Annotated in this window: 20 protein-coding genes; 7 read left to right on the top strand and 13 right to left on the bottom strand. The window is 71.6% G+C overall.

Annotation, left to right across the window (positions count from 1 at the left end):
• Positions 1–102: 102 nt before the first annotated feature.
• A complete protein-coding gene (gene dgt, locus AB0J36_RS18215) occupies positions 103–1614 on the bottom strand; it encodes a dGTP triphosphohydrolase (RefSeq protein WP_357119931.1) in 1512 nt (503 codons plus the stop codon).
• A 225-nt stretch (positions 1615–1839) separates the two neighbouring features.
• Between dgt and AB0J36_RS18210 the strand changes: the two genes are divergently transcribed.
• Positions 1840–4329, top strand: a complete 2490-nt coding sequence (locus AB0J36_RS18210) for a Tex family protein (protein ID WP_363660898.1) — start codon at positions 1840–1842, stop codon at positions 4327–4329.
• A 398-nt stretch (positions 4330–4727) separates the two neighbouring features.
• Complete coding sequence (locus AB0J36_RS18205; RefSeq protein ID WP_357119937.1) at positions 4728–5195, top strand: hypothetical protein; 468 nt, start codon at positions 4728–4730, stop codon at positions 5193–5195.
• On the opposite strand, the gene AB0J36_RS18200 is transcribed toward AB0J36_RS18205, so the two are convergent.
• The 4 genes from AB0J36_RS18200 to AB0J36_RS18185 form a co-directional block, all read right to left on the bottom strand.
• Positions 5125–6072 carry a DUF389 domain-containing protein gene (locus AB0J36_RS18200; protein WP_357119940.1) on the bottom strand — a complete coding sequence of 316 codons (948 nt, stop codon included), beginning with the start codon at positions 6070–6072 and terminating at the stop codon, positions 5125–5127. The two genes, AB0J36_RS18205 and AB0J36_RS18200, sit on opposite strands and share 71 nt — an antisense overlap.
• Before the next feature lie 218 nt (positions 6073–6290).
• The gene (locus AB0J36_RS18195) at positions 6291–7532 is read right to left on the bottom strand and encodes a glycosyltransferase family 4 protein (RefSeq protein ID WP_357171575.1); all 1242 of its coding nucleotides are present in this window, start codon (positions 7530–7532) and stop codon (positions 6291–6293) included.
• 5 nt (positions 7533–7537) lie between these two features.
• Positions 7538–8464, bottom strand: coding sequence for an NAD(P)-dependent oxidoreductase (locus tag AB0J36_RS18190; protein WP_357119946.1), 927 nt, complete (start codon positions 8462–8464; stop codon positions 7538–7540).
• Positions 8461–9201 (bottom strand): sugar transferase, encoded by a 741-nt coding sequence (locus tag AB0J36_RS18185; protein WP_357393180.1) that lies wholly within the window; start codon positions 9199–9201, stop codon positions 8461–8463. Before AB0J36_RS18185 ends, AB0J36_RS18190 begins: the two co-directional genes overlap by 4 nt.
• A 256-nt stretch (positions 9202–9457) precedes the next feature.
• Here AB0J36_RS18185 and AB0J36_RS18180 point away from each other — a divergent pair, with 256 nt between their 5' ends.
• Genes AB0J36_RS18180 through AB0J36_RS18170 form a run of 3 tightly spaced genes read left to right on the top strand, consistent with a single transcriptional unit; the run spans position 9458 to position 13015 of the window.
• Entirely contained in the window at positions 9458–10501 is a 1044-nt protein-coding gene (locus tag AB0J36_RS18180; RefSeq protein WP_357119952.1) for a polysaccharide biosynthesis protein, read from the top strand.
• A complete protein-coding gene (locus AB0J36_RS18175; protein ID WP_357119956.1) occupies positions 10498–11490 on the top strand; it encodes an SDR family oxidoreductase in 993 nt (330 codons plus the stop codon). The genes AB0J36_RS18180 and AB0J36_RS18175 overlap by 4 nt, the downstream gene beginning before the upstream one ends.
• Before the next feature lie 58 nt (positions 11491–11548).
• Entirely contained in the window at positions 11549–13015 is a 1467-nt protein-coding gene (locus AB0J36_RS18170; RefSeq protein ID WP_363660897.1) for an O-antigen ligase family protein, read from the top strand.
• A gap of 70 nt (positions 13016–13085) precedes the next feature.
• Here the strand turns inward: AB0J36_RS18170 and AB0J36_RS18165 are convergent, their stop codons facing one another.
• The 4 genes from AB0J36_RS18165 to AB0J36_RS18150 are packed head-to-tail and all read right to left on the bottom strand — an operon-like array spanning position 13086 to position 17891.
• The gene (locus tag AB0J36_RS18165; RefSeq protein WP_357119962.1) at positions 13086–14339 is read right to left on the bottom strand and encodes a glycosyltransferase; all 1254 of its coding nucleotides are present in this window, start codon (positions 14337–14339) and stop codon (positions 13086–13088) included.
• The gene (locus tag AB0J36_RS18160) at positions 14336–15514 is read right to left on the bottom strand and encodes a glycosyltransferase (protein ID WP_357393184.1); all 1179 of its coding nucleotides are present in this window, start codon (positions 15512–15514) and stop codon (positions 14336–14338) included. The genes AB0J36_RS18165 and AB0J36_RS18160 overlap by 4 nt, the downstream gene beginning before the upstream one ends.
• Positions 15511–16929, bottom strand: a complete 1419-nt coding sequence (locus AB0J36_RS18155; RefSeq protein WP_363660896.1) for an oligosaccharide flippase family protein — start codon at positions 16927–16929, stop codon at positions 15511–15513. Before AB0J36_RS18155 ends, AB0J36_RS18160 begins: the two co-directional genes overlap by 4 nt.
• Positions 16926–17891 (bottom strand): NAD-dependent epimerase/dehydratase family protein, encoded by a 966-nt coding sequence (locus AB0J36_RS18150; RefSeq protein ID WP_363660895.1) that lies wholly within the window; start codon positions 17889–17891, stop codon positions 16926–16928. Before AB0J36_RS18150 ends, AB0J36_RS18155 begins: the two co-directional genes overlap by 4 nt.
• A 167-nt stretch (positions 17892–18058) precedes the next feature.
• Here AB0J36_RS18150 and AB0J36_RS18145 point away from each other — a divergent pair, with 167 nt between their 5' ends.
• Positions 18059–20086, top strand: coding sequence for a hypothetical protein (locus tag AB0J36_RS18145; RefSeq protein WP_363660894.1), 2028 nt, complete (start codon positions 18059–18061; stop codon positions 20084–20086).
• A gap of 15 nt (positions 20087–20101) precedes the next feature.
• On the opposite strand, the gene AB0J36_RS18140 is transcribed toward AB0J36_RS18145, so the two are convergent.
• Both AB0J36_RS18140 and AB0J36_RS18135 read right to left on the bottom strand, forming a co-directional pair.
• Positions 20102–20620 (bottom strand): acyltransferase, encoded by a 519-nt coding sequence (locus tag AB0J36_RS18140; protein WP_357119977.1) that lies wholly within the window; start codon positions 20618–20620, stop codon positions 20102–20104.
• Between the two features lie 155 nt (positions 20621–20775).
• Positions 20776–21996 carry a glycosyltransferase gene (locus tag AB0J36_RS18135; RefSeq protein ID WP_357119980.1) on the bottom strand — a complete coding sequence of 407 codons (1221 nt, stop codon included), beginning with the start codon at positions 21994–21996 and terminating at the stop codon, positions 20776–20778.
• Between the two features lie 189 nt (positions 21997–22185).
• On the opposite strand from AB0J36_RS18135, the gene AB0J36_RS18130 reads away from it, so the two are divergent.
• Entirely contained in the window at positions 22186–22899 is a 714-nt protein-coding gene (locus AB0J36_RS18130) for an acetyltransferase (protein ID WP_363660907.1), read from the top strand.
• Here AB0J36_RS18130 and wecB read toward each other — a convergent pair.
• Together wecB and AB0J36_RS18120 are read right to left on the bottom strand one after the other, a co-directional pair.
• Entirely contained in the window at positions 22828–23952 is a 1125-nt protein-coding gene (wecB, locus tag AB0J36_RS18125; RefSeq protein WP_357171570.1) for a UDP-N-acetylglucosamine 2-epimerase (non-hydrolyzing), read from the bottom strand. The two genes, AB0J36_RS18130 and wecB, sit on opposite strands and share 72 nt — an antisense overlap.
• The gene (locus AB0J36_RS18120; RefSeq protein ID WP_357393196.1) at positions 23949–25088 is read right to left on the bottom strand and encodes a glycosyltransferase family 4 protein; all 1140 of its coding nucleotides are present in this window, start codon (positions 25086–25088) and stop codon (positions 23949–23951) included. The genes wecB and AB0J36_RS18120 overlap by 4 nt, the downstream gene beginning before the upstream one ends.
• Positions 25089–25343: the final 255 nt, after the last annotated feature.

Below are 25343 nucleotides of genomic sequence, written 5' to 3'. Positions count from 1 at the left end.
GACCCACGGGGGGTCGCGGGGTGGTGGCTGTCCTTGGCATGAGTTTTACGGATGGCAACTTTGTTAACGCCGGGCTTTTAACATGGTCCCCTTCCTTACATCTCAGAGTACGAAGGCGTCGGTCCAGAGCGCGCCGGAGCGACCGGAGAGCGCGTCCAGCATGGCGACCGCCTGGCCGTCGGTGAGCTGCGCGACGAAGTCCACGATCGCGCGTCCCCGGGCGCGGCCGATCCGGTGCGGCGTACGCGGGTGCAGCTCGGCCTCGGCCAACTCGACCAGGTCGTGCAGCCGGCGAGGTAGGCGGGACTCCTCCTCCGGGTCGAGCAGCCACTCCCACAGCGCCTCCACCAGGGTGCCCAGCAGTCGGGCCTGACCACGCTGGTGCAGGGCCAGGTCGGGGCGGGCCAGCACGAACCGGTGGTGGACGAACTTGAGCACCTGCACCTCGTGCCACTGCGCGCAGCCGAGCAGCACGTGCCCGGAGCGCACCGACGGCTGGTCGGTCACGGTGACGGCCTCGACGAAGCGGGTGGACCAGCGGGCGGAGAACCGCGCCACGTACTGCTCCGCCTCGATCGAACCGTCGAACGGCATCGCGAGCAGCCCGTCCACCAACTCCTCGCGGACATGCTCGACGGCGGCGGCGAACGCGTCGTCGTCCGCGACCCAGGCGTCCTTGCGGTGCAGTTGCCGGCGCAGCCGCTCGATGGCCGCGCCGGGTCGTCGGGCGGAGGTGGCCAGCGCCGCGTCGGTGATCGCCCGGAAGTGCCCGCTCTCGCGCTGCCAGGCCATCAGCTCGGCGGACACCGCGCCCTGCTGGAGCACCCCGACCCGGTAGAAGTCCTCCACGTCGTGGATGGCGTACGCGATGTCGTCGGCGGTGTCCATGACGGACGCCTCGACGGTCTGCTGCCAGTCCGGAATGCGGCCGACGAACGGCTCCCGGGCCTGCCGTAGGTCGTCCAGCTCGGTCCGGTACGCCCCGAACTTCAACGAGCCGCTCTCCGGGTCGTCCGGCGGCGGGGTGGCGCCCCGCGGCGGCGGGTCCAGCAGGCGCGGGTGCGGGTCGGGGTAGTCCAGCCGGGTCCACGGGTACTTCAGCATCGCCGCGCGGACGGCGGCGGTCAGGTCCAACCCGGTGGTGGCGGCGCCCCGGATCTCGGTGCTCGTGACGATCCGGTACGACTGCGCGTTGCCCTCGAAGCCGTCGGCGAGGCCGAGACGCTGGCGGGCCAGCCGGTCGAGCACCCGCTCCCCCAGGTGGCCGAACGGCGGGTGGCCGAGGTCGTGCGCGAGCGCGGCGGCCTCCACCACGTCGGGGTCACAGCCGCCGAGCTTGTCCAGCAGGTCACGCCACCTGCCGTCGGCCGTCAACCGCTCGGCGATGGCCCGGGCCACCTGGGCGACCTTGAGGCTGTGGGTGAGCCGGTTGTGCACCAGCAGCCCGGAGCCGACCGGGCTGATCACCTGGGTGACCCCGCCGAGCCGGGCGAAGAACGGCGACCCGACGATCCGGTCCCGGTCGGCACGGAACGGGTTGGCCGTGAGGTCGCCGAGGGCCCGGGCGCTGCCGCCGAAGAGCCGTCGGGCGCGCGGCTCCGCAGGTGATTCCATGATCGCCACGCTAGCGCAGGCCCGGCCGGGGCGGTCGAGGGATCGACCCGGCCCGGGCGCGGAGGCAGGACGGCGCGGTGACGCGCGGGGGGGGGGGCGGCGCGGGGGCGCGACGGCGCGGGGGCGCGACCGGCCGGGCGCGGCGACAGTGGTCGGGGCCGACCGGCAGAATGCAGGCGGTACCCGCTCTCTGAGGGCGGATCGAGTCGAAGGCGGATCGAGATCGTGACCCAGTCTGTTCATCAGCGGATCGCCGACGAGCTCGGCGTGGCCGAGCGTCAGGTGCGGGCGGCCGTGGAGCTGCTCGACGGCGGCGCCACCGTGCCGTTCATCGCCCGCTACCGCAAGGAGGCCACCGGCCTGCTCGACGACACCCAGCTACGCACCCTGGAGGAGCGGCTGCGCTACCTGCGGGAGCTGGACGAGCGGCGGGCCGCCGTGCTGGAGTCGATCCGCGGCCAGGGCAAGCTGGACGAGGCGCTGGAAGCACAGATCATGGCCGCCGACTCGAAGTCGCGGCTGGAGGACATCTACCTGCCGTACAAGCCGAAGCGGCGGACCCGGGCGCAGATCGCCCGCGAGGCCGGCCTCGCGCCGCTGGCGGAGACGCTGCTGGCCGACCCGTCCCAGGATCCGAAGGCCACCGCCGCCGGATTCGTCGACGCCGAGAAGGGCGTCGCCGACGCCGCCGCCGCGCTGGAGGGCGCTCGGGCGATCCTCATCGAGACATTCGCCGAGGACGCCGACCTGATCGGCACGCTGCGCGAGCAGATGTGGTCGCGGGGCCGCCTGGCCTCCCGGGTACGCGACGGTCAGGAGACGGCCGGCGCGAAGTTCGCCGACTACTTCGACTTCTCCGAGCCGTACCCGAAGCTGCCGTCGCACCGCATCCTGGCCATGTTCCGGGGCGAGAAGGAGGGCGTGCTCGACCTGACCATGGAGTCGGAGGAGGCCGGCGAGGCCGACGCCGTACCGACCGGTCCGACCCGGTACGAGGCGATGATCGCCGGCCGGTTCGGAGTGTCCGACGCCGGGCGCCCCGCGGACCGGTGGTTGACCGACACGGTCCGCTGGGCCTGGCGTACGCGCATCCTCATCCACCTCGGGGCCGACCTGCGGATGCGGCTGTGGCAGGCCGCCGAGGAGGAGGCCGTACGGGTCTTCGCCACCAACCTGCGCGACCTGCTGCTCGCCGCGCCGGCCGGCACCCGGCCGACGATGGGCCTGGACCCGGGCCTGCGAACCGGCGTGAAGGTGGCCGTGGTCGACGCCACCGGCAAGGTCCTCGCCACCGACACGATCTATCCGCACGAGCCACGCCGACAGTGGGACGCGTCGATCGAGACCCTGGCCCGGCTGGCCGGCGCGCACGACGTGGAGCTGATCGCGATCGGCAACGGCACCGCCTCGCGCGAGACCGACAAGCTGGCCGGTGACCTGATCAAGCGCCACCCGCAGCTCAACCTGACCAAGGTCATGGTTTCCGAGGCCGGCGCGTCGGTCTACTCCGCCTCCGCGTACGCCGCGCAGGAGCTGCCCGGAATGGACGTGTCGCTGCGCGGCGCGGTCTCCATCGCCCGTCGTCTCCAGGACCCGCTCGCCGAGCTGGTCAAGATCGACCCTCGCTCGATCGGGGTCGGCCAGTATCAGCACGACCTGTCCGAGGTGAAGCTCTCCCGGTCGCTGGACGCCGTCGTGGAGGACTGCGTGAACGCGGTCGGGGTGGACGTCAACACCGCGTCCGCGCCCCTGCTGACCCGGGTCTCCGGGATCGGGGCCGGGCTGGCCGAGAACATCGTGCTGCACCGGGACGCCAACGGGCCGTTCCGGTCGCGGACCGAGCTGAAGAAGGTCGCCCGGCTCGGGCCGAAGGCGTTCGAGCAGTGCGCCGGCTTCCTGCGGATCCCCGGCGGGGACGACCCGCTGGACTCGTCGAGCGTGCACCCCGAGGCGTACCCGGTGGTGCGGCGGATCCTCGCCAGCACCGGGCAGGACCTGCGCGCGGTGATCGGCCGAAGCGCGATCCTGCGCGGGCTGCGGGCCACCGACTTCGTCGACGACCGGTTCGGCCTGCCCACCGTCACCGACATCCTCGCCGAGCTGGAGAAGCCGGGCCGTGACCCCCGGCCGGAGTTCCGCACCGCCACCTTCGTCGAGGGCGTGGAGAAGATCGGCGACCTGACGCCGGGCATGGTGCTGGAGGGCGTGGTCACCAACGTGGCCGCCTTCGGCGCGTTCGTGGACGTCGGGGTGCACCAGGACGGCCTGGTGCACGTCTCGGCGATGTCCCGGACGTTCGTGAAGGACCCCCGTGAGGTGGTGAAGTCCGGCGACGTGGTCAAGGTCAGGGTGCTCGACGTGGACGTACCCCGAAAGCGCATCTCGCTGACCCTGCGCCTGGAGGATGAGCCGGCCGCCGGTGGTCGGACGAGCCAGGAGGGGCGTGGCGGCCCGGCGCAGCGCGGACCGCAGGGCGGTCGCGACGGCCAGGGCGGTCGCGGTGCCGGACAGCAGGGTCGCGGCGGCCAGGACAGTCGCGGCGGCCAGGGCAGTCGTGGCGGGCAGGACAGTCGCGGCGGCGGGCAGGGTGGTCGCGAAGGCCAGGGCAGTCGTGGTGGCGGGCAGGGTGGTCGCGGCGGGCAGCAGCGGCAGGGCGCACCGGCGCCGGCCAACGACGCGATGGCCGAAGCCCTACGCCGCGCCGGCCTGGCCTAACCCGCTCACCACCTCGACCCCGCGCGGCCCCGTCGATCATGGAGTTGTGGTGGGTGACAAACCGCCCGCATAACGCCAAGCCAGGCACCACAACTCCATGATCGACAAACCCGAGCTGGCCTTCTGCGTCGATCTTGCACATACTGTGCCGACATAGCCGGCATTCCGCCTATTCCGACGACCGAAACTGCAAGATCGACGCAGGCGGGGCGGCGCGGGGCGGCGCAGGGCGGGGCTGGGCGGGGCGAGCGCGGGGCGGGGCTGGGCGGCGCGGGGCGGGGCTACAGCAGGCGATCAACGCGCTGCCGTACTACGTCTAGACCAACGTGGTGATGGCCGCGATCGCCCGGGGCACCCTGCGGGCCGCTCGACTGAGCCCCGTGCGTACCGTCGGCGTCGTGAATGAGCCGGACGGCCGGACGTGGCGGGAGCAGCAGCGGCAGGCGGTGCGCGCGCATGCCGACGCGGACGCGCGGCGGCGGGCCGCCGAGCAGGCCGAGGCGGCGAAGCTGGTGGCCTGGTTCGTGGCCGAGGCGACCCGGCGGGGGCTGCGCACCACCCGGCTGGTCGCCCGGGGTTACGACGGGCGCGGGCGCTACCGGACCAGGCTGACCGGCTGGTACGTCGACCGGGCCGAGACCCGGGCGGTGGATGTGGCCGGCCGGTTCCACCTGCTGACCGTGCCCGGAGGTCTGCGGGCCCGGCTGTTCGGCGCCGACCCGGAACCCAGCCCGGCGCCGTTGGTGGTCGGGTCCGGTGGACGAGACGGCGAGTCGATCCCGTTGCGGACGCTGCTCACCCGGTTGCTGGACGACGGGACCGGCGAGCCAGACCCCACCACCAGGCCTGCTGCACCACGAGGGTGAGCAGGCCGGCCAGGACGATCGCACTCAGGTTGATGACCAGTTGGAGTGCCGAGCCGCCCGCTTCGTCCCATACTCCGTAGGCGGCAGCCACCGCCACGTTCGCCGCGGCCGGGACCGTCGTCACCGAGATCAGCACCCCGACCAGGCTGCCGGACTTCTTCGACGTCAACGAGAGCATCCCGGCCACGCCGGCGAGGAGACCGACCACCCAGGACAGCGCGTCCGGCCGCCAGATGAAATCGGTGAGTGGGCGTTCGGCGAGCAGCATCTCCCGACTGACCAGGCCGGCGGCGGTCAGCGCCCAGGTGCTCAGCACGGTCGCCACCATGGCCGCCACGAAGCCGACCACGAGAGCCTGCACCGAGCGGCCGATCACCCCGAGCCGGCGGCGCAGCAACGCCACGCACAGCGCGGCGAGGGGGCCGAACTCCGGACCGACGACCATCGCCCCGACGATGAGAATCGGCTGGTCCAGCAGCACCCCGATGCCGGCGATCATGGTGGCCACCACGATCAGTACGAGGTACGTGCCGGACAGTTCCGTCTGCTCACCGGTCTTCGCGGCAATCTCGTCCCAGACCACCGCGTCCGCGCCACTGCCCGGCGCCCGGTCCGCCGCCCGGTCGGCCGCCGCGGAGATGGTCAGCTCGATGTCCTCGGCCGCGATGCCGCCGCTGGTGTCCACGCCGAGTCGCCGCAACTCCCGCAGCACACGGTCCGCGCTCTCCCGCACCACGTCGCAGAGGATGAGATCACCACGCGGTTGCCGGGCGGCACCCGGCAGCACGGCGAGGTGAGTCACTCCTGCCTCTGCGGAGAGCAGGTCGACGACATCCGTCGTCCTGCTCTCCGGGGTGATCACCCTCAGGTGCAGCACGCGCCATCCCCTCGCCGGTCCGGTCGGTGCTTCCCTCGCCCGACCGGCCGTCGCGACTCTACAGCTCGCCCCGTCGAGGCCGGGAGCTGCACAAGGCCGAGGCCACAACGGGAGCCTCGGCCTGGTCGGAGACCGCGATCGACTCACCCCGCTCGGACGGTGGCCGCGCGCGCCACCAGTCTGGACGAGCTGCCCACTCTGAAACGCGCTGCAGCGGGTCAGCGCCGTCGGTGGCTCTCCACCGCCTCGCCCAGCGCCTGCTCGACCCGCTCGGCGCCGGCGGCGACGGAGAAGACCCGGTCGTAGTGCGCCCGGCCGGCCTGACCGAGCAGCTCGAGCTTCTCCCGGCCCAGGTCGCAGAGTTCCCGTAGCGCGTCGGCGATCGAGTCGGGGTCACCGGGTCGGGCGGTGATACCCGCGCCGCTGTCGTGCGCGACGGCTGCGGCGTCCCCCTGCGCGGCGACCAGCAGGGCCCGCCCGGCAGCGAGGGTGGCCTGCACCTTGCTGGGCATCGTGTACGCCGACATGCCGCCGGGTCGCAGGCTCACGTAGTGTGCGTCACCGGTGGCCATCAACGCGGGCATCCGCTCCCGGGGCAGCCGCCCCAGGAACCGCACGTGTGTCGCGTTCAGCTCTTCGGCCCGACGGCGCAGCCGCTCCTCGGTGGTGCCGGAGCCGGCGATCAGGCAGACCAGTCGCGGGTCGTTGATCCGGGCGCAGGCGTCGATGAGCGAGTCGAGCCCCTGCGCCTCACCGAGCGTGCCGGCGTACACCAGCACCACCTGGTCCTCGCGGAGCCCGAACTCGGCGCGCAGGTCCGCGACGCCCGTCCTCGGCGTCTCGTCGGCCCACACCGGAATGTGGACGAGCTTCTCCCGGGGTACGCCTCGGCTGGCGAGCAGGTCGGCGGCGCTGGGCGAGACGTACGCGACCCGGCCGGCGCTGCGGTACATCCCACCGCACCAGCCGCTCATCCCCCGCTCGATCATCCGGGACACCCGATCGGTGCCGATGAAGCCGCTGGCCACCGCGCTGTCGGGCCACAGGTCCAGCACGTGCAGCAGCACCGGCACCCGCTGGACGTACCGGGTGAACCACATCGGCAGGGCGACGCTGATCGGCGAGTTGCCGACCCAGAGGGCGTCCACGCCGCGCAGCGCCGACGTGCCGGACACCAGCGCCGAGGCGGCGAAGGAGCCGTAGTTCGCCAGCCGGCGCAGCGCGGAGCGGTCATGGCTGGGATAGAGGGCCACCCGGCGGATCCGGGTCGTCCCGTCGACCTCGTCGAGCCGACGGGTCACCCGAAAGCCGGGCGCCAACTCGCCGGTCGGGTAATTGGGGAACCCGGTGAGGACCTGGACCTCGTGTCCTCGGCGGACGAGAGCCCGAGCGAGCATCCCGGGGAGCGCCGCCGCGCCCGGCTCCGGGTCGAACCACTGGCTGAGCATGCCGATCCGCATGGGCTTCACCGCGCTGCCGAGCCGGCGACCGGACGGGCGGGCTGCTCGCCGTCGGCCTGCCACAGTGTTGCCAGCGAATCACCGAGGTCGTGTGCGGGCGTCCACCCGAGCACCCGGTTCGCGCGCTCGATGTCGGCGCACATCCACGGCACGGCGGCTGAGCGATCGGCGTCCGGCGCGAAGCTGCCGTCCCGGATGTCACCGGTGAAGCCCGACACCTCCGCCAACAACCGGACGACGTCGCGCGTCGCCACCGCCCTACCGCTGCCCACGTTGAAGACCCGGGCGGGCCCCGGGCGGCAGCTCGCCGCGGCGAGGACCGCCGAGGCGACGTCCCGGACGTCGACGAAGTCCCGGTACGTGTCGTGCAGGCCCACGGCGATGTCCTCCGATCCGGTAGCGACCGCCGACCTCACCATCGCGGTCACCCGAGTGAGCACGTTGCCCGCCGGCATCCCGGGCCCGACCGGGTTGAAGATGCGCAACACCATCGTGTCGAGTCGACCCGCCCCGCCGGCCAGCTCCGCCAACCGCGTGGCGGCCAGGTGGCTGAGCCCGTACTCGCTGACGGGCGTGCCCTGGTACTCCTCAGTGACGGCGAGGCCGTGCGGCACGGTGCCGTACTCGGCGGCCGAGCCGATCCGGATCAGGCGGGCCCCGGGGGCGGCGGCGGCCACCGCTTCGATCAGCTTCGCGGTCGCCACCACGTGCGCCTGCACGAAGTCGTGGCCGGAGCCGACGATCCGTCCGGCCGCCGTCACCACCGTGTCCGGTCGCTCCCGGGCGATGAGCGCGGTCAGGTCGCGCAGCTCGACCCGGACCAGGTCACACTCGGCGCGGGTGATCGACCGGACGGTGGCGTGGGCGGCCAGCGCCGTCCGGATGTGCCGGCCGAGGAATCCACCGGCCCCCAGGAGCAGGACCCGGTTCATCGCCGGTGGGCGGAGTCGTGGTCGACGGTCGCCTGCGCGGGTGGGTTACCGGTGAACTCGTGCCAGGTGGCCGCGCCCGGCGCGGAGATGCCCTGGCGACTGAGCACCACCCAGATCGTGGCCAGGACGATCCGCAGATCCAGCAGGAAGGAGCGGCGGTCGACGTACTCGACGTCGTAGGTGAACTTCGCGTCCCAGTCCAGCGCGTTGCGGCCACGCACCTGGGCCAGCCCGGTGATGCCCGGTCGCACGTCGTGTCGTCGGGCCTGTTCCGGGTTGTAGAGGCTGAGGTAGCGCACGAGGTGCGGGCGGGGACCGACCACGCTCATCTCGCCCCGCAGCACGTTCCAGAACTCCGGCAGCTCGTCAAGGCTGCTGGCCCGCAGCCAGCGGCCCACCCGGGTCAGCCGATCCGCGTCGCTCACCAGCCCTCGATCCGGATCGGGGTGGCGCATGGTCCGGAACTTGACCACCTCGAACAGTTCGCCGTGCAACCCCGGGCGGGTGTGCCGGAACAGCACCGGCCGCCCGTGCGCCACCAGCACCACCAGGGCCACCACGGCCAGTACGGGGGCGCCGAGCGACAGGACGAGGAGAGCGCCGATGACGTCGAGAAGCCGCTTCCAGCGATCGTACGGTCGGCGCGTCGTGGTGCCGTCCCGAGGTGTCTCCCGACCGGTCGTCGGGCCGGAGGTGCCGGCGCGCGTATGTGCCGCATGGAGAGCAACTTTTGCCATGGACAACGCATACCACCATTTCGAGCACCACTTCCGACTTTCACGATAGGGCGCTCCGGCGCGTCGACAATGGAGCGCGGCGACCACTTCGGCGCGCCGAGCCCTGCTCGCGTATTTGTCGGCTCCATTAGAGGTGAACGCGACTCGAATTGCTTTTGGCGGAAGCGGTCACGACACCTCCAAGGCCAGCGTAGGGTCGCGTTCGACGAGAATCCGAATCCCGAGGATGGCCTTCGGGAAACAGGCAGGAGAAGATGTGGTTTCCTCGCTTTCGGACCGGCGATTCCTGATCACCGGTGGCACGGGATCCTTCGGTCAGACGATGGTCTCCCGACTGCTCGACGCCGGGGCCGCCGAGGTGCGCGTACTCAGCCGGGACGAGTCGAAGCAGGACGCGATGCGGCACCGCCTCGGCGACGACCGGGTCCGCTACTACGTCGGCGACGTCCGCGACTACGACAGTGTGCTCAAGGCCGCGCGGGGAATGGAGTTCGTCTTTCACGCCGCAGCCCTGAAGCAGGTCCCCTCGTGCGAGTTCTTCCCACTGGAGGCCGTCCGCACCAATGTGCTCGGCAGCGCGAACGTGGTGGACGCCTGCGAACGCGTCGGCGTCGAGGCGCTGGTGCTGTTGAGCACCGACAAGGCCGTCTATCCGGTAAACGCGATGGGCATGACCAAAGCGCTGATGGAGAAGGTCGCGCAGGCGCACTCCCGCAACAATCCGGAAGCGCGTACCCGGGTCTGCTGCGTGCGCTACGGCAACGTCATGTACTCGCGCGGATCGGTGATCCCGCTGTTCATCGACCAGATCCTGCGCGGTGGCCTACCGACGGTCACCGAGCCGTCGATGACCCGGTTCCTGATGTCCCTGCCGCAGTCGGTCGACCTGGTGGAGCACGCCTTCCGGTACGGCCAGCCAGGCGACGTCTTCATCCGCAAGGCCGACGCCTGCACCATCGGCGACCTGGCCACCGCGCTGTGCAACCTGTTCCGCGTCCCGGCGAAGTTCAACGTGCTCGGCATCCGGCACGGGGAGAAGCTGTACGAGACGCTGGCCAGCCGCGAGGAACTCGCCCACGTCGAGGATCTCGGCGAGTTCCTTCGGGTGCCGGTGGACAGTCGTGACCTCAACTACTCCCTCTACTTCGAGGAGGGCGACGTCGAGAGCGGCAACATGGCCGACTTCCACTCGCACAACGCCCGGCGGTTGTCCGTACCGGAGATTGAGGCGCTGCTGCTGACGCTGCCCGAGGTACGGGCGCAGGTCGAGGCCGCGGCGGCGGCGGTCGTAACGGCATGAGCACCGGCACCGGTGGCCGGCGACCGGAGTTCGTCCCCCGCCGACGCAGCGGCCCCGGCGCGGACGAGCCGCGCCCGACGCGACGGGTCCTCGTCGTCGGCGTCACCGGCATGCTCGGCCACGCTGTCCTGCGGGAGCTGAGCGACGACGCGGACCTCGACGTCCACGGCGTCGCCCGGAGCATCGAGGACCGCGCGGGGTGGTACCCCCCGCGTCTGCTCGACCGGATCACCCCGGCCGTCGACGCGACCCGCTTCGACGAGGTCCGGCAGATCGTCGACGACCTGCGGCCGGACGTCGTCGTGAACTGCGTGGGTGTGATCAAGCAACGGCCCGATGTGCAGGACGCGGTGCAGACGGTCACCCTCAACGCGCTCTTCCCCCATCTGCTCGCCGAGGCCTGCGGGCCCCTCGGCAGTCGCCTGATCCACGTCAGCACCGACTGTGTCTTCTCCGGCCGGCGGGGTGGCTACGTCGAGGACGACCTGCCGGACCCGCCGGACCTGTACGGGCGGTCGAAGCTGCTGGGTGAGGCGCGCGGGGTCTCCGCGCTCACCCTCCGCACCTCGATCATCGGGCACGAGCTGGACACGAACCGCTCCCTCGTGGACTGGTTCCTCTCCCAGCGAGGCCAGGTACGCGGTTTCACGAGGGCCATCTACAGCGGCGTGACGACCGTCGAGTTCGCCCGACTGCTCCGGACGGTGATCCTGCCCCGGACGGAGCTGGCCGGGCTCTACCACGTCGCCGCCGAGCCGATCTCCAAGTACGACCTGCTCCGCCTGGTCGCCGAGGTCTACGGGTGGCCCGGTGACATCGTCCCGGACGACGAGTTCACCTGCGACCGGTCGATGAACGCGGACGCCCTCGCCAAGGCCACCGGGTACCGACCGCCGCACTGGCCGGACATGATCCGGGCGATGCACGCCGCCAGGGCCCGCTGGGCTGCCGAAACGGCCCAACCGGGCCTACAGGACCTGCCTCGCTGAGGGCGGTCCACCCAACGACCGCGGGCAACGCCGGCGGCCGGACTTCAAAGGACATCACGTGGGAAACCGGATGGGCCAACTGGGCCTGCTCGTCGTCGCGACGTGTCTGGTGGTGGTCACCACCGTCGCCGCCATCACCGCCCCGCTTGTCGCGACCGGGTTGGTCGCGCTGGTGCTGCTGCTCGCCTTCAGCCGGCGGGTCGACGGCTGGCGGTGGATGCTGACCCTGACCATGGGGCTACTGGTATGCGCCTCGTCCAACGTGCCGGCGCTCGTCGACGCCAGCTTCTACCCTCGGTACGCGGCGGTCAGCGGCCTGGTCCTCTGGGGCCTCTGCCTCCCGGTCCGGACGCCGGCCCGCAGCGATGCCTGGACCAGCGTGTTCGTCGGCGCGCTCTGGGGGATGGCCGGTCTCGCCACGGTGAGCTTCGCCTGGTCGGTGGTTCCGATGGAGACCCTCCAGCGGGGCGTCGCGCTGCTGCTCCTGGCCGCCCTGGTGCACGTACTCGTCCGGCGTCGATGGCCCGATCGTGCGGTCATGATGGCCGACCTGCGCGTGGTCTACCTGGTCCTCACCGCGTCCATCGTGGTCAGCCTCGGCATCGGGTTCGTCGACGGCACGCTCGTCGCGGCGACCTCCAGCGTCGCCCGGTTCCAGGGCCTCTACAACAACCCGAACATGCTCGGCATCGTCTGCGCCCTGACGATCCCGCTGGGCTGGGCCGTCCACCGGCAGTCCCGGCGGCCCGTCACGCTCCTCGGCCTGGCGCCGGCCGCCGTCAGCCTCCTGTTGTCCCAGTCGCGTACCGCGCTGATCGCCGTGCTCGTCGGCGCGCTCTGGCTCGTGGTGCGCCACGGTCTCGGCCGGGTGGTCCGGCTGGCCGCCGGGGCGACCGCCCTGCTGCTGGTGGCATACCTGCTCAACCTGCTGCCCACCATCTTCGCCGCACCCTGGATGCGCCAGTTCGTCATGCGCTTCACCGACCCCACCGGCGGCGACCTGTCCAACGGGCGAACCCAGATGTGGCAGACGACCATCGACCTGTGGTGGCAGAACCGGCCCACGCTGGGCTTCGGGTACGCATCGCGGAATCACCTGTTCGAGCTGGCCAGCGCCGACGAGTTCTTCGGGACCGCCGGCGTCAGCGTGGTGCACAACAGCTACCTCCAGCTGCTGCTGGAGTTGGGGCTCGTCGCGGTGCCACCGCTGGTGGTGTTGCTGGTGGCCGCCGGGCGGGTCGCGGTGCGGGCCCCGGTGCGGCGGGCCGACGCGGGGCTGGTCTGGCTCGTCGTCACCGGCCTGCTGATCCAGGTCACCGAGTCGGCCATGTTCGGCACGGGCCAGACCTATCCGTACGTGTTCTGGACCGTGGTCGCCGCCGCGCTGCTGCACCTGCCGAAGGATCGGGCCCCCGCCGGCCGGGACGCCGCTCAGGCCAACCCGCCCCACGCGGAGGCGCGCCGGCAACGGGCCGGCATGTTCGACGACGCCACACCGCGCCGACCCATCGTCCTGCTGCGCTGAGTGCCCGCCGGCAGCGCCGACGGCCGCCCCGGGATGCCCTGGCGCGTGCCTTCGGCGGGCGGGCGTCGCCTCAGTCGCCCCGGCCCGCCGTCACGAAGGCGCTGACCCGGTCCCGCCAGGAACGGTGGTCGAACGACTCCCGGGCCCGCGAACGGGCAGCTCCGCTCATCGCCGTCCACTCCTCGTCGCGCAGCCGCAACGCCCGCTCGATGGCCACCCGGACGTCGTCCGGGCCGTTGCCGTCGAGCACCAGACCCTCGATCCCGTCGTGGACGTAGGCGGCCAGGTCACTCGTGTGGTTGAGCAGCACCGGGCACCCGGCGGCGAGGCTCTCCGGCACCTTGGACGGAAACCCGTTGGCCGCGTACCCGCCGGTGGGGCGGACCAGCATCGAGAAGTGCGACTCCGACAGGAGGGTCAGCACGGTCTCGCGCGGAACGCGGCCGAGGAACCGCACGTCGGCCGAGACGGCGTCCAGCACCGTCAGGTCCAGGTCGGAGTGGGCGGCGGCGTCCCGCGCGCTCACCCCGGCGATCGTAAGGCTGACCCGCCGCTGCTGCTCCGGAGTGAGCCGGCTGAGCCCCCGCAGGATCACGTCGAGCATGTCCTTACGCCCGGGCGTGCCGGCGTAGAGCAGGCGCAGGCCCGCGCTGATCGGGGGTGGTTGCGGCGCCCGGAACTCGTCGCAGTCCACCTGCGGCGGCACCACCAGCACGTCCAGGCCGTGGCCCGTCAGGTAGTCGGCCAGCGTGGTGGAGACCGCCGTGGCCCGATCCACGAGCCGGGTCGCCAGGAACGTCGACCAGCGGTGCCGGACGAAGTACGGGGTGAGCCAGCCGCGGCGGAACTGCCGTCGGTCGTGGCGCTCGCTGGCGTCCACCACCACCGGGCAGCGCAGCACGAGGCGCAGGGTCGCCCAGTTGCCGAGGGTCAGCAGGGCCATCGGCAACAGCACGACGCTCACGTCCCCGCGACCCACCCGCGCCCGGCGGACGGCCCGCAGGACCCGCAGCGGCCGGGCGAGCCGGGCCGACGCGCGGGTGAGGTGGTGTCGACCTCGGATCCGCAGAGTGACCAGGTCGATCCCGGCCGCGCCGAGCTGCCCGGCCGGGAAGGCCACCTCGCACGGCCAGTCGTTGACGACGAGCGTGCGCGCACCCTCGGGCGCGGCGCAACGGGCGAGTTGCAGCAGCCGGTTCGAGGTGGCGTCCCCGTACGGGAACGCGTACGCGCCCACCAGCAGTGGACGCGGCCGGGCGGTGCGGGCGGTCGACCCCGCCGCCGGTCGCGGCTGCCGGCCGAGCACCGTTGTCTGATCGTTCATCTCTCTCCCCGTGTCGAGAAGGCGGGCGGCTGGGGCCGCGCCGGGCGGCGCGACACCCACCGGCGGTAGATCGCCAGGTGGGTGGTGACCGCCGTGTCGATGGCGAAGACGCTGCGCGCGAACCGTTCCGCCGCCGTCGAGGCCGAGGTCTGCTCGGTGTACGTCGCCGCCACGCACACCGCGTGCGCCCACTGCCCCGGTGCCGCCTCGGTGTCGACGATGGTCACGCCGGGCAGATGCTCGTTGATGAAGCGCACCCCCGGCAGGTCGGCGGCCACCGTGCCGATGCCGAGGGCGACCGGCTCCAGCACGCCCCCGGGCAGGCCCTCCAGGCAGGACGGGTGGACGACCACGTCGGCCTGGCTCAACAGGCCGCCCACGTCGTCGCGCGGGCCCAACAGGTGCACCCGCTCGGCCAGACCGGCGGCGACCGCCGCCGCCCGGACGCGCTCGTCGTCGACGTCGTCGCCCGGCCCGACGAGGACCGCGTGGGCCCGCACTCCCCGGGCCCGCAACTCGGCGAGGATCGGCGGCAGGAGCCAGCGCCGCTTCTCCGGCGAGGCCCGGCCGACGCTGACGCAGACCAGATCGGCCGGGCGCGCGCCGATCAACTCGCGTAGGTCGTCCCGACTGGGGCGACGCAGCCGGTCCAGGTCAAGTCCGTTGAGCACCACCCGGCAGCGGGGATCGTCGTACCAGCGCGGGTCGTAGGCGACGGCGAGCGAGCTGGGCGAGACGCCCAGGATGTCGGTGGCGAAGACCCGCAGCAACCGTCTGAAGGCCCGGCGGTAGACACGTCGGCGTAGATCGCGATGCTGGTTGTCGTCGCCGCGGAAGTGGGCGACGCGGACGGGCACACCCCGGAGGGCGGCGAGCGCGAGCAGCACCCCGGAGAAGTTGGCGCAGTCGACGTGCACCACATCGGGGCGTACCCGCCGCAGCAGTCCGAGGAAGCGGGCGGCAAAGCGGAGGTCGAGCGGGATCGGGGTGACCGTGCCGCCGTGCCGGCGGACCACACCGGCCAGCGGGCCGGGCCCGATGTGGTCGCTGAGCGTCGCGAGGTGCACCTGGACGCCGGCGGCCCAGAGCCGGGGCAGCAGTTCGGCGGTACGCATCTCGGTGCCGCCGAAGTTCAGCTCGCCGACGACCCGCAGCACCCGGCACTCCCCGGTCACGTCGACGCTCCCCTGGTGACCGCCCGCCGGTACCCCACGAACACGGCCGGCCACATGGTGAGCACGTACGCGACACAGGCGGCCACCGGCAGGCCGGCGAGCCCGAACCGTCGCAGCGCCCAGACCTTGAGCGCGGTCGCCAACAGCAGGAACGCGGCCCAGCCGACGAACTGCGGCCGGAGCAACCCGATGCTGTTCTGCACCAGGATCAGCGGTGAGGTGACCGCGATCAGCAGGGACCAGCTCGCCAGCCCGACCAGGACCGCGACGGGGATCTCGGTGCGGTCGATGCCGCCCACCCACAGATCGATCAGCCGGTGGCCGTAGCCGACCAGCACGACCCCGACCGCCCCCACGATTCCCCCGTACAGCAGCACCATGCGGCGCGTGTTGCGACGCACCCAGGCCACCTCGCCCCGCGCCAGAGCCGCGCCGTTGACCGGCCAGACCGTCATACCGACCAGCCCGACGAAGATCGAGAGGACGCCGAACAGCTTCCCCACCACCGCGTAGTGCGCCGCCGTGGTCGCCCCGAGGACGTTCGCGACGAGCGGGCTGTCCACGTTCAGCGCGATCGCCGACATCGTGGTGAGCGCGAAGAACCGCAGACCCAGCCGGAGCAGGCCGACCGCGGTGGCCCGGTGCACGAGCTTCGGGCCCGGCCGCCGTCCGCGATCCTGCGACCAGAAGTACGTCACGCAGTTGAGCAGGTTGGTCACCGGCACGGCCAGCACCGCGCAGGCGATGACCGCCAGTGGTCGCCACCCGGCGGCGATGGCGCCGAGCACGGCCGCCATGCCCAACAGCGCGCCGGCCGACTGCCAGATGTTGCTCTGCACCACCTGGCCACGGGCGTACTGGACCCGCTGGACCAGCGAGAGCGGAATGTTGACCGCGAAGGCACCGAAGCAGAGCAGGACCAGGGCGGGCGCCTCGGCGGCGACACCTGGGTCGGTGACGTTGAACAGCGCGGCCCAGGACACCACGGGTACGACAAGGACGAGACCCGCGAGCAGCGCCAGCGCGACCGCACCGAGGGTGGCGAACGCGCTGGAGACCTCCCGGGCCTGTTGCCGGGGGTCGTCGGCCAGGTGACTGAGCCGGGTGAGCAGCCCGTTGCCCAGCCCCAGATCGGCGAACCAGGCCATCCCGGTGAGGGCGGTGACCGCCATCCAGAGGCCGTACCGTTGGTCGCCGAGGAATCGGAAGCAGGCCGGGGTGATGACCAGCGGGGCGGCCAGGCCGATGCCCTTGGCCACCATCGCGGCGGCGATGCCCACCGTGACGGAGCGGTCCCGATCCTTCGACGCCGCCCGGGGCCGCTCGCCGGGCGCGAGCGTGCTTCCGGTCGGTGGCGCGGCCGCCGGCACCCGGGCCAGCGGCTCCGGTACGGCCCGACTCGCTGCCCGGGTCACCGTGGCGCGGCGGTTACGGCACGCTCGGCGTCCAACCGACCGGCCATCCACTCGACCGTCGCCCGCAGGCCCTCCGTACGGGCGACAGGTGCGACGTTCGGAAAGAGCTTACGCAGCGCGGCGTTGTCGGCGAGGGAGTGCGCGACATCGCCGGTGCGTGGCGGCGCGTACTCGCGGACGATCGGTCGGCCGCACAACCACTCGAGCTCGTCGAGGACCCGCAGCAGGCTCGCGCGCGCGCCAAAGGCGAGGTTCACCGGGTGCGGGTGGTGTACCCGGCGGCGGACCGCGTCCAGGATGACGTCGCAGACCGTACCGACGTAGGTGAAGTCACGCGACTGCGTCCCGTCGCCGTGCACCACCGCGGGTTCGTCGCGCAGCGCGGCGTGCACGAAGCGGGGGATGACAGCCGCGTACGCGTGGTCGTGTCGCTGCCCCGGGCCGAACACGTTGAAGAAGCGGAAAGCCACTGTCGGCAGCCCGAACGACGCCTGGTGGGCCAGGGCGTACGCCTCGGTGGCGAGCTTGCTGGCCGCGTACGGGCTCATCGGGCGGGTCCAGGTCAGCTCGGTCTTGGGCAGGGCCGGGTTCATGCCGTACACCGACGAGGAGGAGGCGACGATGACGTGCGCGACCCGGTGTCGTCGCGCCGCCTCCAACACCATGAGGGTGCCGGTGGCGTTCGCGTGGTGGGAGGCCAGCGGGTCACTCAGCGACCGGGGAACGCTGGGCAACGCGGCCAGGTGGACCACCGCGTCGCGGCCCGTCATCGCGGCGTCCAGGGCGGCCGGGTCCAGGATCGAGCCCTCGATCAGCTCGACGTGCAGACCGTCGAGGTTGGTCCGCAGTCCGACCGAGAGGTCGTCGAGGACGGTCACCCCGCCGATGGTGGGCTCGACCATCGCGGCGCGAGCCAGATTGGACCCGATGAAACCGGCTCCGCCGGTGATCAGAATGCGCATGAAAACCCCCGTTTACGCCGATCACCTGTTCATCGAGTGAACACGGGACACGTGACGGCGACAGCGGGAAATTCACCCTGTCCGGGTGCTGACCGAAAACGGCCAGCCTCGCCGCGGCGGCGCACAGTGAAGTTCATCGTCATGCGTTCGCGGCGGAGGTGCCGACCATGCCCGAGTTGATCGTCTACCGATCCAACGCCCTGATGTCCGTCAGGTCTCGCTTCGACGGCACGCGGGACCTGGTGATGCCGGCCAACCTGGCGTACGCCGAGGCGATGGTCGGCATGTGGCACTCGGGTCTACCCCAGGTCACCCTGGTGCCTTCGACCGCGACCGACGCCCAGGTGTGGCCGGTGATGTCCGCGATCGGGACGAAGATCCACGACACCGCCGACGACAACTGCCCGATCAACACCGGCTGGTCGTACGTCGGCGGCAACCACGGCTACAACGTCGGCAACCAGGTCGCCGTCGCCAATCACGGCAAGACGACAGTCGACGTGGGCTCGCAGTGGACCGACGGGACGCGCACCTTCACCCTGCTGGCCATCACCAACGCGGACAGCCTGCTCTTCGGCAACCCGTACACGATCGTCGACGGCATCGCGCAGGGCGCCCGGGTCAAGCCGGCCGCGCCGCTCACCCACCTCTCGGGGGCGACCCACACGGCGACCGTGCCGATCACGGGTCTGACGCCCGACGTGCAGATCCGTCCGGCCACCCACTCCCACACGGTGACCGTCGAGCTCGACGGACGGCCGGTGCCGGACGGCCGGTTCACGGGGCAGGAGCTGACCATCCGGGAGTCCTACGTGATCCCGTCCTACCAGGGGATGATCGACACCGCTCGGGCGAACGTCGGCACGCCCATCGCCACGATCATGTCGCGGATCCCGTCCCTGTGCCGCATCTCGAACGTCTACCGCTGGTCGCAGGGGGGTCTGCTGGTCCGGCAGACGGTGGCCGCGTTGGAACGCTTCGCGCTGAACGCCGGGGTGACCCAGTGCGGTCCGTTGACCCCGGTGGCCGGCGGCACCCGCCGGCAGTTCATGCCGAACGTGGGCACGGCCGGCGGTCTGAACTGGTCGGTGTGGGCCAACATCGACACGCTCGCGGCCCTCACCGACTTCACTCCGGCGACCCTCACGAACCGGCTGATGCCGGCGAGCAGCATGACCCAGTGGGTGGTCAACAGCGGCCAGGTCCAGCAGTGGGGCATCGCCGTCGGTCTGCTGCCGGTCGCCGACGGCGTGCCGGAGATCCGGTCCCGGCACACCACGGCCAAGGGCTGGTTCATCACCTCCAGCCTGAAGAAGAACTACCCGCAGCTGGTGTGGGGTCGCACCCTCGACGCCGGCGAATCAGTGACCGGCACCGCCTACCGGCGCTACCTCGCGCCGCCCTCGGCGGCCACCGAGATCGTCGTGTCGGACTCCGCCAACGACTTCGTGATGATCGAACGGGTCGAGGCGGTCGCCCAGACCCAGATGGCGGCGCCGCAGCTGTTCCACCGGCTACTGGTCCCGGCGGGGCCGACGAATCTCACCGTGCCGGACCGGGTCGCGGTGGCCGGCATCTCGTACGCCATGGCGGTGCCCACCGGGTACGGCATGTGGCGCGCGGAGCCCGGCCCGGCGCAGGTGGGGCCACTGCCCGGGACGACCTGCCCGCGCGGCAGTTACTTCCTGGCCCTCGCCGGCCCGACCCAGGACGTGACCTACGCCGGCACCTACCAGTCGCTCCTGCTGCACCCGGTGTACCTGGCGGAGCCCACCCCGGTCGACCGGGTGTGCGTCGAGGTGACCGTCGCGGGATCGGGGGTGCTGCGGCACGGCGTGTACGCCCACGATCCGACCACCGGTCGTCCCGCCCTGCTCGGCCCGATCGCCGACTTCGGCAGCGTCGCCGTCACCTCCGTCGGGGTCCGGGAGTCGGTGCTGAGTGTCCCCGTGCTGCTGCCCGCCGGCTGGCACTGGTACGGGCATGTGTGGCAGACCAGCGGTGTCACCCCGCCCACGTTGCGGGCCAGCAGCACCGGCGCGGCCACCGGCCTCAATCTCGGCACCAGTTCGGCGGCGATGACCGGCGACCGGTTCGGTTACGAGGTGACCGGGACGACCGGCGCCCTGGGGGCCATCACCATCGCCGGAGTGCACCAACTGCCGCCACCGCGGGTCGCCTACCGGCGTGCCTGAGCGGGCCGGCGGGACTCAGACCGTCGTCACCCCGTAGATCTTCTTCATCGCCTCGTGCTTCTCCGGGACGGGAAGGTGCCCGATGCCCAGCGACTTGGCCTGCAACCGTTCGAGGTACTCGTCGGTGGTCCGCAGCGGGCGTGCCGGGACACCGGCCGCCACCGTGTTGTCGGGGATGTCGCGCGTCACGATCGAACCTGCCCCGATGACGCACCGGTTTCCGATGGTGACACCGGCCAGGATCATCGACCGCATACCGATGTACACGTCGTCGCCGATCGTGATCGGCGCGGTCCAGTCCAGGTCGGGGTGGTCCTTGCGCAGGATCAGCGTGCCGCCGTCGTGGGTGACGAACTGCACCTCAGAGGTGATGTAGACGTTGTCTCCGATGGTGATCAGCCACGGCTCCGAGCCGAACATCGCCCGGCTGATCCCGTAGAACCGGACCCGTCCGTTCAGCTTCACCCCCAGGGACCGCGCGAAGGCCTCGGGATTCCGGGTGGCGGCCAGGTGGTCCGCGACTCGTCGGACCATCGTGCGAACGCGACTGGGCACCTGCTGTCCTCGCTCATCGGGGCCGGCCGGGGTGGCGGACGACGGACCCGCCCACGCGGACCCGCCACTGCAACGAGCCAGCTCCGGCCGGGGTGACGCGGTCCCGGCCAGCCGCAGGGGCGCGGCCCGCCGGATCAGCCGCAGAACTGTCGGGCGTGGTCCAGCACGTTGGGTTCCCGGAGCTGCTGTCGCCAGAGTCGGTATCGCCGGCCCGCGATCTCCTTCGCCTCGGCGCGCTCCCCGGCGGACCGGTCAGCGAGCCGGTCGAGGGTCTCGCTCAGGCCCGCCGCCGACGCCGGCCGGACCACCGCTCCCCCGCCGGCCGCGATCAGGTCGCTGAACGGCGTCGCGTCGGAGCAGACCACCGGGCAGCCGGATGCGAGGCTCTCCAGGATGACGTGCCCGTAATTCTCGCCAAGGGTCGGAAAGAGGAACGCGTCGTACCGGCTGAAGGTCGCCATCACCTCGTCCGCCGCCAGTTCCCCGAGGTAGCGGACCCGCACATGATCGGGCATCGTGTCGATGAGTCGCCGGCAGCACGCCCAGTACTGCTCGTCCTCCCGCGGACCGTAGATGTCGAACTCCAGCGGGCGGGTGGCGCCGGCGACCGCCTCCAACGCCCTGGTCAGGTTCTTCATCGGGGAGATCCGGCCGACGAACACCAGCCGCAACGGCCCGTCGTGCGCGGCAGCTCGGGGTGCCGGCTGTTCCGGGATGGGGCACTCGTTGCCGTTAACCATGATCTGCGCCCATGGCATGTTCGCGCGGATCTGGTCCTCCTCCAGCCGGCTGCAGGCCTGCCACCGCACGTCGAGCCGGCGCAGCAACGGGGCCCAGACCGCGAGGAAGAGCCGCTTCTTGCGGGCCTTGATGGCGAGCGCGCCGGGCGAGAGCTCGCCGCGCGGGGCCAGCATGATCGAGCGGACCCGCACCAGCCGCAGCGCCACCGCCAGGATCGGCAGCACCGAGAAGAGCGACCAGAGGCTGTTGACGTAGACCAGGTCGAGTGGGCGGGACCGGACGTGCCGCGCCAGTCGCACCCAGTGCCGCAGCGCGAACGTGCCGAGATAGAAAATGGCGCAGCGGTCGTCGCGGCGTACCAACCGCCCGGACAGGCCCGGGTACGGTGTGGACGAGCAGAGGTCCCGGTCCGCGGTGACCAGGGTGACGTCGAGGTCGTCCGGCAGGGTGTCGAGGATGAACCGCAGCGAGCGGATCGGCCCGCCGCCACGAAAGCCCGGCTCGAACACGCGGGCGGTGGCGAGCACCCGGTACCCCGTCGTGGTCGTGGATCGCGCCGTGTTCCTCGGCGTTCCGGTGCTGTCGGGCGCACGCGTCATTGCCAGCTCGTTCACCTTGGGCTCACCTTCCGAAATCCTGTTCCGGCGTCGGTGCGGGCACGTCTGCGCACCTGGAACGCGCGAGGATCGGCCAGGGCGCCGCCGCTCACCCCGTCACCATCGGCACCGGTAACCGGTTCAGATGACGGAGAGCGGCCAGCGTTCTCCGTAGCCGAGGGAGAGCCGCGGTTGACGACCGACGTAGTGATCGTAGGCACCGGCGGGATGGGCCGAGAGGTATATGGGGTAATTCGCCTTTTGAATACCGTTTCGGGCGCTACGGCATCCTGGCGGGTGCTGGGCTTCGTCGACGATTACCCCACCGAGAGAAACGTCGAGTCGGTACACCGCCTCGGCGTCGCCTTTCTCGGTCCGACCCGTTGGCTGGCCGCCCAACCGGCCAGCACCCACGTGGTGCTCGGCGTCGGGCACCCCCGGCTGCGCCGCGAGACCGACCAGACCATCTCCCGGTACGGCCTGCCGGCGGCCACGGTGGTGCATCCGGCCGCGGAGATCGCCCCCGACTGCGTCCACCAGCAGGGACTGTTCGCCGCCGGTGGCGCCCGGGTCACCACGAACGTGCTGGTGGGGCGGCACGTGCACCTCAACCAGAACTGCACGGTCGGGCACGACACGGTGCTCGGCGACTACGTCTCGGTCAATCCGCTCGCCGCGGTTTCCGGGTACTGCCGGCTGGAGGACGGCGTGCTGGTGGGTACCACTGCCGCGATCCTGCCGAAGCTGACCGTCGGCCGGGACGCCACCGTGGGCGCCGGCGCCTGCGTGACCCGCGACGTACCGCCGGGCGTCGTCGTGACGGGTGTGCCGGCCCGACCGGTGGAGCGGTCAGCGGCGGATGCCCGCCCAGTCGTGATGGCGGCGCACGGTCGACAGGATGAAGTCGACGACCCGGCGTGACGTATCGGGGACCTGGTAGTCGAGCGGGCAGGCGACCGAGCCCTCGGCCACCTGCGCCACCACCACCCGGATGGCCTCGACGACCCCGTCCGGATCGAGGCCGGTCATCACGATCGCCCCGCTGTCCAGCGCCTCCGGCCGTTCGATGGACTCGCGAAGGGTCACCGCCGGGAATCCGAGAATCGCGGCCTCCTCGCTGACGGTGCCACTGTCCGAGAGGGCGCATCGGGCGTTGCGTTGCAGGGTCACGTAGTCGAAGAAGCCGAACGGCTCGTGGAACGCCACACCGTCGAGGTGCAGGCCGTCACCGGCGAGCGCCTCCAGCCGCTTGCGCGTACGCGGATGCGTGGAGACCAACAGCGGCAGCCGCCACTGGTCGCGGACCGCCCGCAGGCATTCCAGCAGTCGACGGAGTCGGTCCGGGTGGTCGACGTTCTCCTGCCGGTGCGCGCTGACGACGAAGTAGCCGCCTGGTTCGAGTTCGAGTTGGGCCAGCACGGTGGACCCCTCGATCTGCCGCCGGTAGTGGTCGAGCACCTCCCGCATGGGTGAGCCGGTGTGCAGGATGCGACGCGGGTGCAGCCCTTCGGCGAGCAGGTTGCGCCGGGCGTGCTCCGAGTAGACCAGATTGAAGTCGGCGATGTGGTCGACCATGCACCGGTTGGTCTCCTCCGGCACGTTCAGGTCGAAGCAGCGGTTGCCAGCCTCCATGTGGTACACCGGCACGTTCATCCGCCGGGCCATCAGCGCCGAGATCGCACTGTTGGTGTCGCCGAGCACCAGCAGGGCGTCCGGGCGTAGCTCGGTGATCGCCTTCTCCGTACCGACCAGGACGGCACCCAGGAGGCTGCCGAGAGACTGGGTGTCGGCCCGCAGGAAGACGTCCGGCGCGCGGACCCCCAGTTCGCTGAAGAAGACGTCGGAGAGCGAGGGATCCCAGTTCTGCCCGGTGTGCACCAGGGTGTGGTCCACGGTCCGGTCGAGCGCGTCGATCACCCGGGCCAGCCGGATGATCTCCGGCCTGGTCCCGACGACGGTCATCACGCGGGTCACTTGACGCCTCCTGGTGGCAGTTGGACGGATTCGGCCCGCTGGGCGGGCAGTGGACAGGGCTCCCGATGCGCCGGGTCGTGGATCACCCGCCGGGCCTGATCGAGGACGCTTATCGGCGCCCTGCTCGCCCGCCACCGGCGATAGGCGGCGCCCGCCTCGATCCGGGCCGCGTGTCGCTGCTCCGGGGTGGCGGTCGCCACCTGCGTGACGAGGGCGCCCAGCGCGGCCGCGGTCAGCTCGGTCAGGACCAGTCCGCCGCCGTCGCGCAGCACGCCCGTCCACGGTGTCCGGTCGGAGCAGACCACCGGGCAGCTTGCGGAGAGGCTTTCGGCGATGGCGTTGCCGTAGTTCTCCCCGCGGGTCGGCATGACGAAGGCGTCGTAGCGGGAGAAGGTCGGACAGACCTGCTCGGGCGGCAGCTCACCCCGGTAGCTGACGGCGACCGAGTCGGGCAGCTCGGCCAGGCGCTCCCGGCACCGTCGCCAGTACGCCGGGTCCTCCACCGGGCCGTAGATGTCCAGCCGCACCGGCACCGGCACGAAGGCGAGCGCGGCAAGCACCAGGTCGAGGTTCTTCATGGGCGAGATCCGCCCGATGAAGACCAGCCGCGCGTGGTGGGTCGAGAGCATCTCGACCGGCTCCGTCTGCGGCTCGGGGCCACGACTGACCGCGACGACACCGATCCGCGCCCGGGGCAGCACCCGCTTGATGTCGTTCGCCTCGACCGGCGTGGTGGCGTGCCAGAGCACCCGACGGTCGAGCAGCATCCACCGCCAGGCGGCCAGGAAGATCCGCTTACGGAATCGGTGCACCCGAAGCGCGGCCGCGCCGAACTCACCTCGGGGGGCGACCAGGATGCGGCCCGCCCGTAGCAACCCGAGCCGGGCCGCCGCCATGGGCAGGATGGAGAAGGTCGACCAGACGCTGTTGACGTACAGCAGGTCGAAGCGGTCGGCGCGCAGCGAGCGCCAGAGCGACCGCCACTGCTCCGGCCGACGCACACCGAGATAGAAGACGTTCGTCCGGCCGACCCGGACCCAACGCCCGGAGAGCCCCGGATAGGGGTCGCGGCATCCGAGGTCGCGGTCGCGGGTCAACATCGACGTCTCGATGTCGTCGCTGGCCAGAGCGAGCACTTCGCCAATGGACCGGACCGGCCCTCCGGCCCGCCATCCCGGAGCGAAATAGCCGGCGGTGACAAGAACGCGGAATTTGTTTGCGTTAGCCGATGCGAAGCGTTCCTGGGCGTCCGCCGCGGGGGTGGGGTCGCCAACCATCCGCACTCCTCGCTCGTGCCACAGGATCAATTCACCCAACGATCGAAAGCTCGATACGTGACTGATCCTTCTCTCCACTGAGCTGGGAGGTTGGACGGGAAGAATAAATTCCGC

Source organism: Micromonospora sp. NPDC049662 (assembly GCF_040675055.1).
Classification (GTDB): Bacteria; Actinomycetota; Actinomycetes; order Mycobacteriales; family Micromonosporaceae; genus Micromonospora.
This window is presented reverse-complemented; position numbering and strand designations above follow the sequence as displayed.

Coding starts and splice junctions, on each gene's coding strand:
- dgt (WP_357119931.1), bottom strand. CDS start 1,614: ATGGAATCACCTGCGGAGCCGCGCGCCCGACGGCTCTTCGGCGGCAGC.
- AB0J36_RS18185 (WP_357393180.1), bottom strand. CDS start 9,201: ATGGCAAAAGTTGCTCTCCATGCGGCACATACGCGCGCCGGCACCTCC.
- AB0J36_RS18150 (WP_363660895.1), bottom strand. CDS start 17,891: ATGCGCATTCTGATCACCGGCGGAGCCGGTTTCATCGGGTCCAATCTG.
- AB0J36_RS18190 (WP_357119946.1), bottom strand. CDS start 8,464: ATGAACCGGGTCCTGCTCCTGGGGGCCGGTGGATTCCTCGGCCGGCAC.
- AB0J36_RS18140 (WP_357119977.1), bottom strand. CDS start 20,620: ATGGTCCGACGAGTCGCGGACCACCTGGCCGCCACCCGGAATCCCGAG.
- AB0J36_RS18165 (WP_357119962.1), bottom strand. CDS start 14,339: ATGAACGATCAGACAACGGTGCTCGGCCGGCAGCCGCGACCGGCGGCG.
- AB0J36_RS18145 (WP_363660894.1), top strand. CDS start 18,059: ATGCCCGAGTTGATCGTCTACCGATCCAACGCCCTGATGTCCGTCAGG.
- AB0J36_RS18195 (WP_357171575.1), bottom strand. CDS start 7,532: ATGCGGATCGGCATGCTCAGCCAGTGGTTCGACCCGGAGCCGGGCGCG.
- AB0J36_RS18175 (WP_357119956.1), top strand. CDS start 10,498: ATGAGCACCGGCACCGGTGGCCGGCGACCGGAGTTCGTCCCCCGCCGA.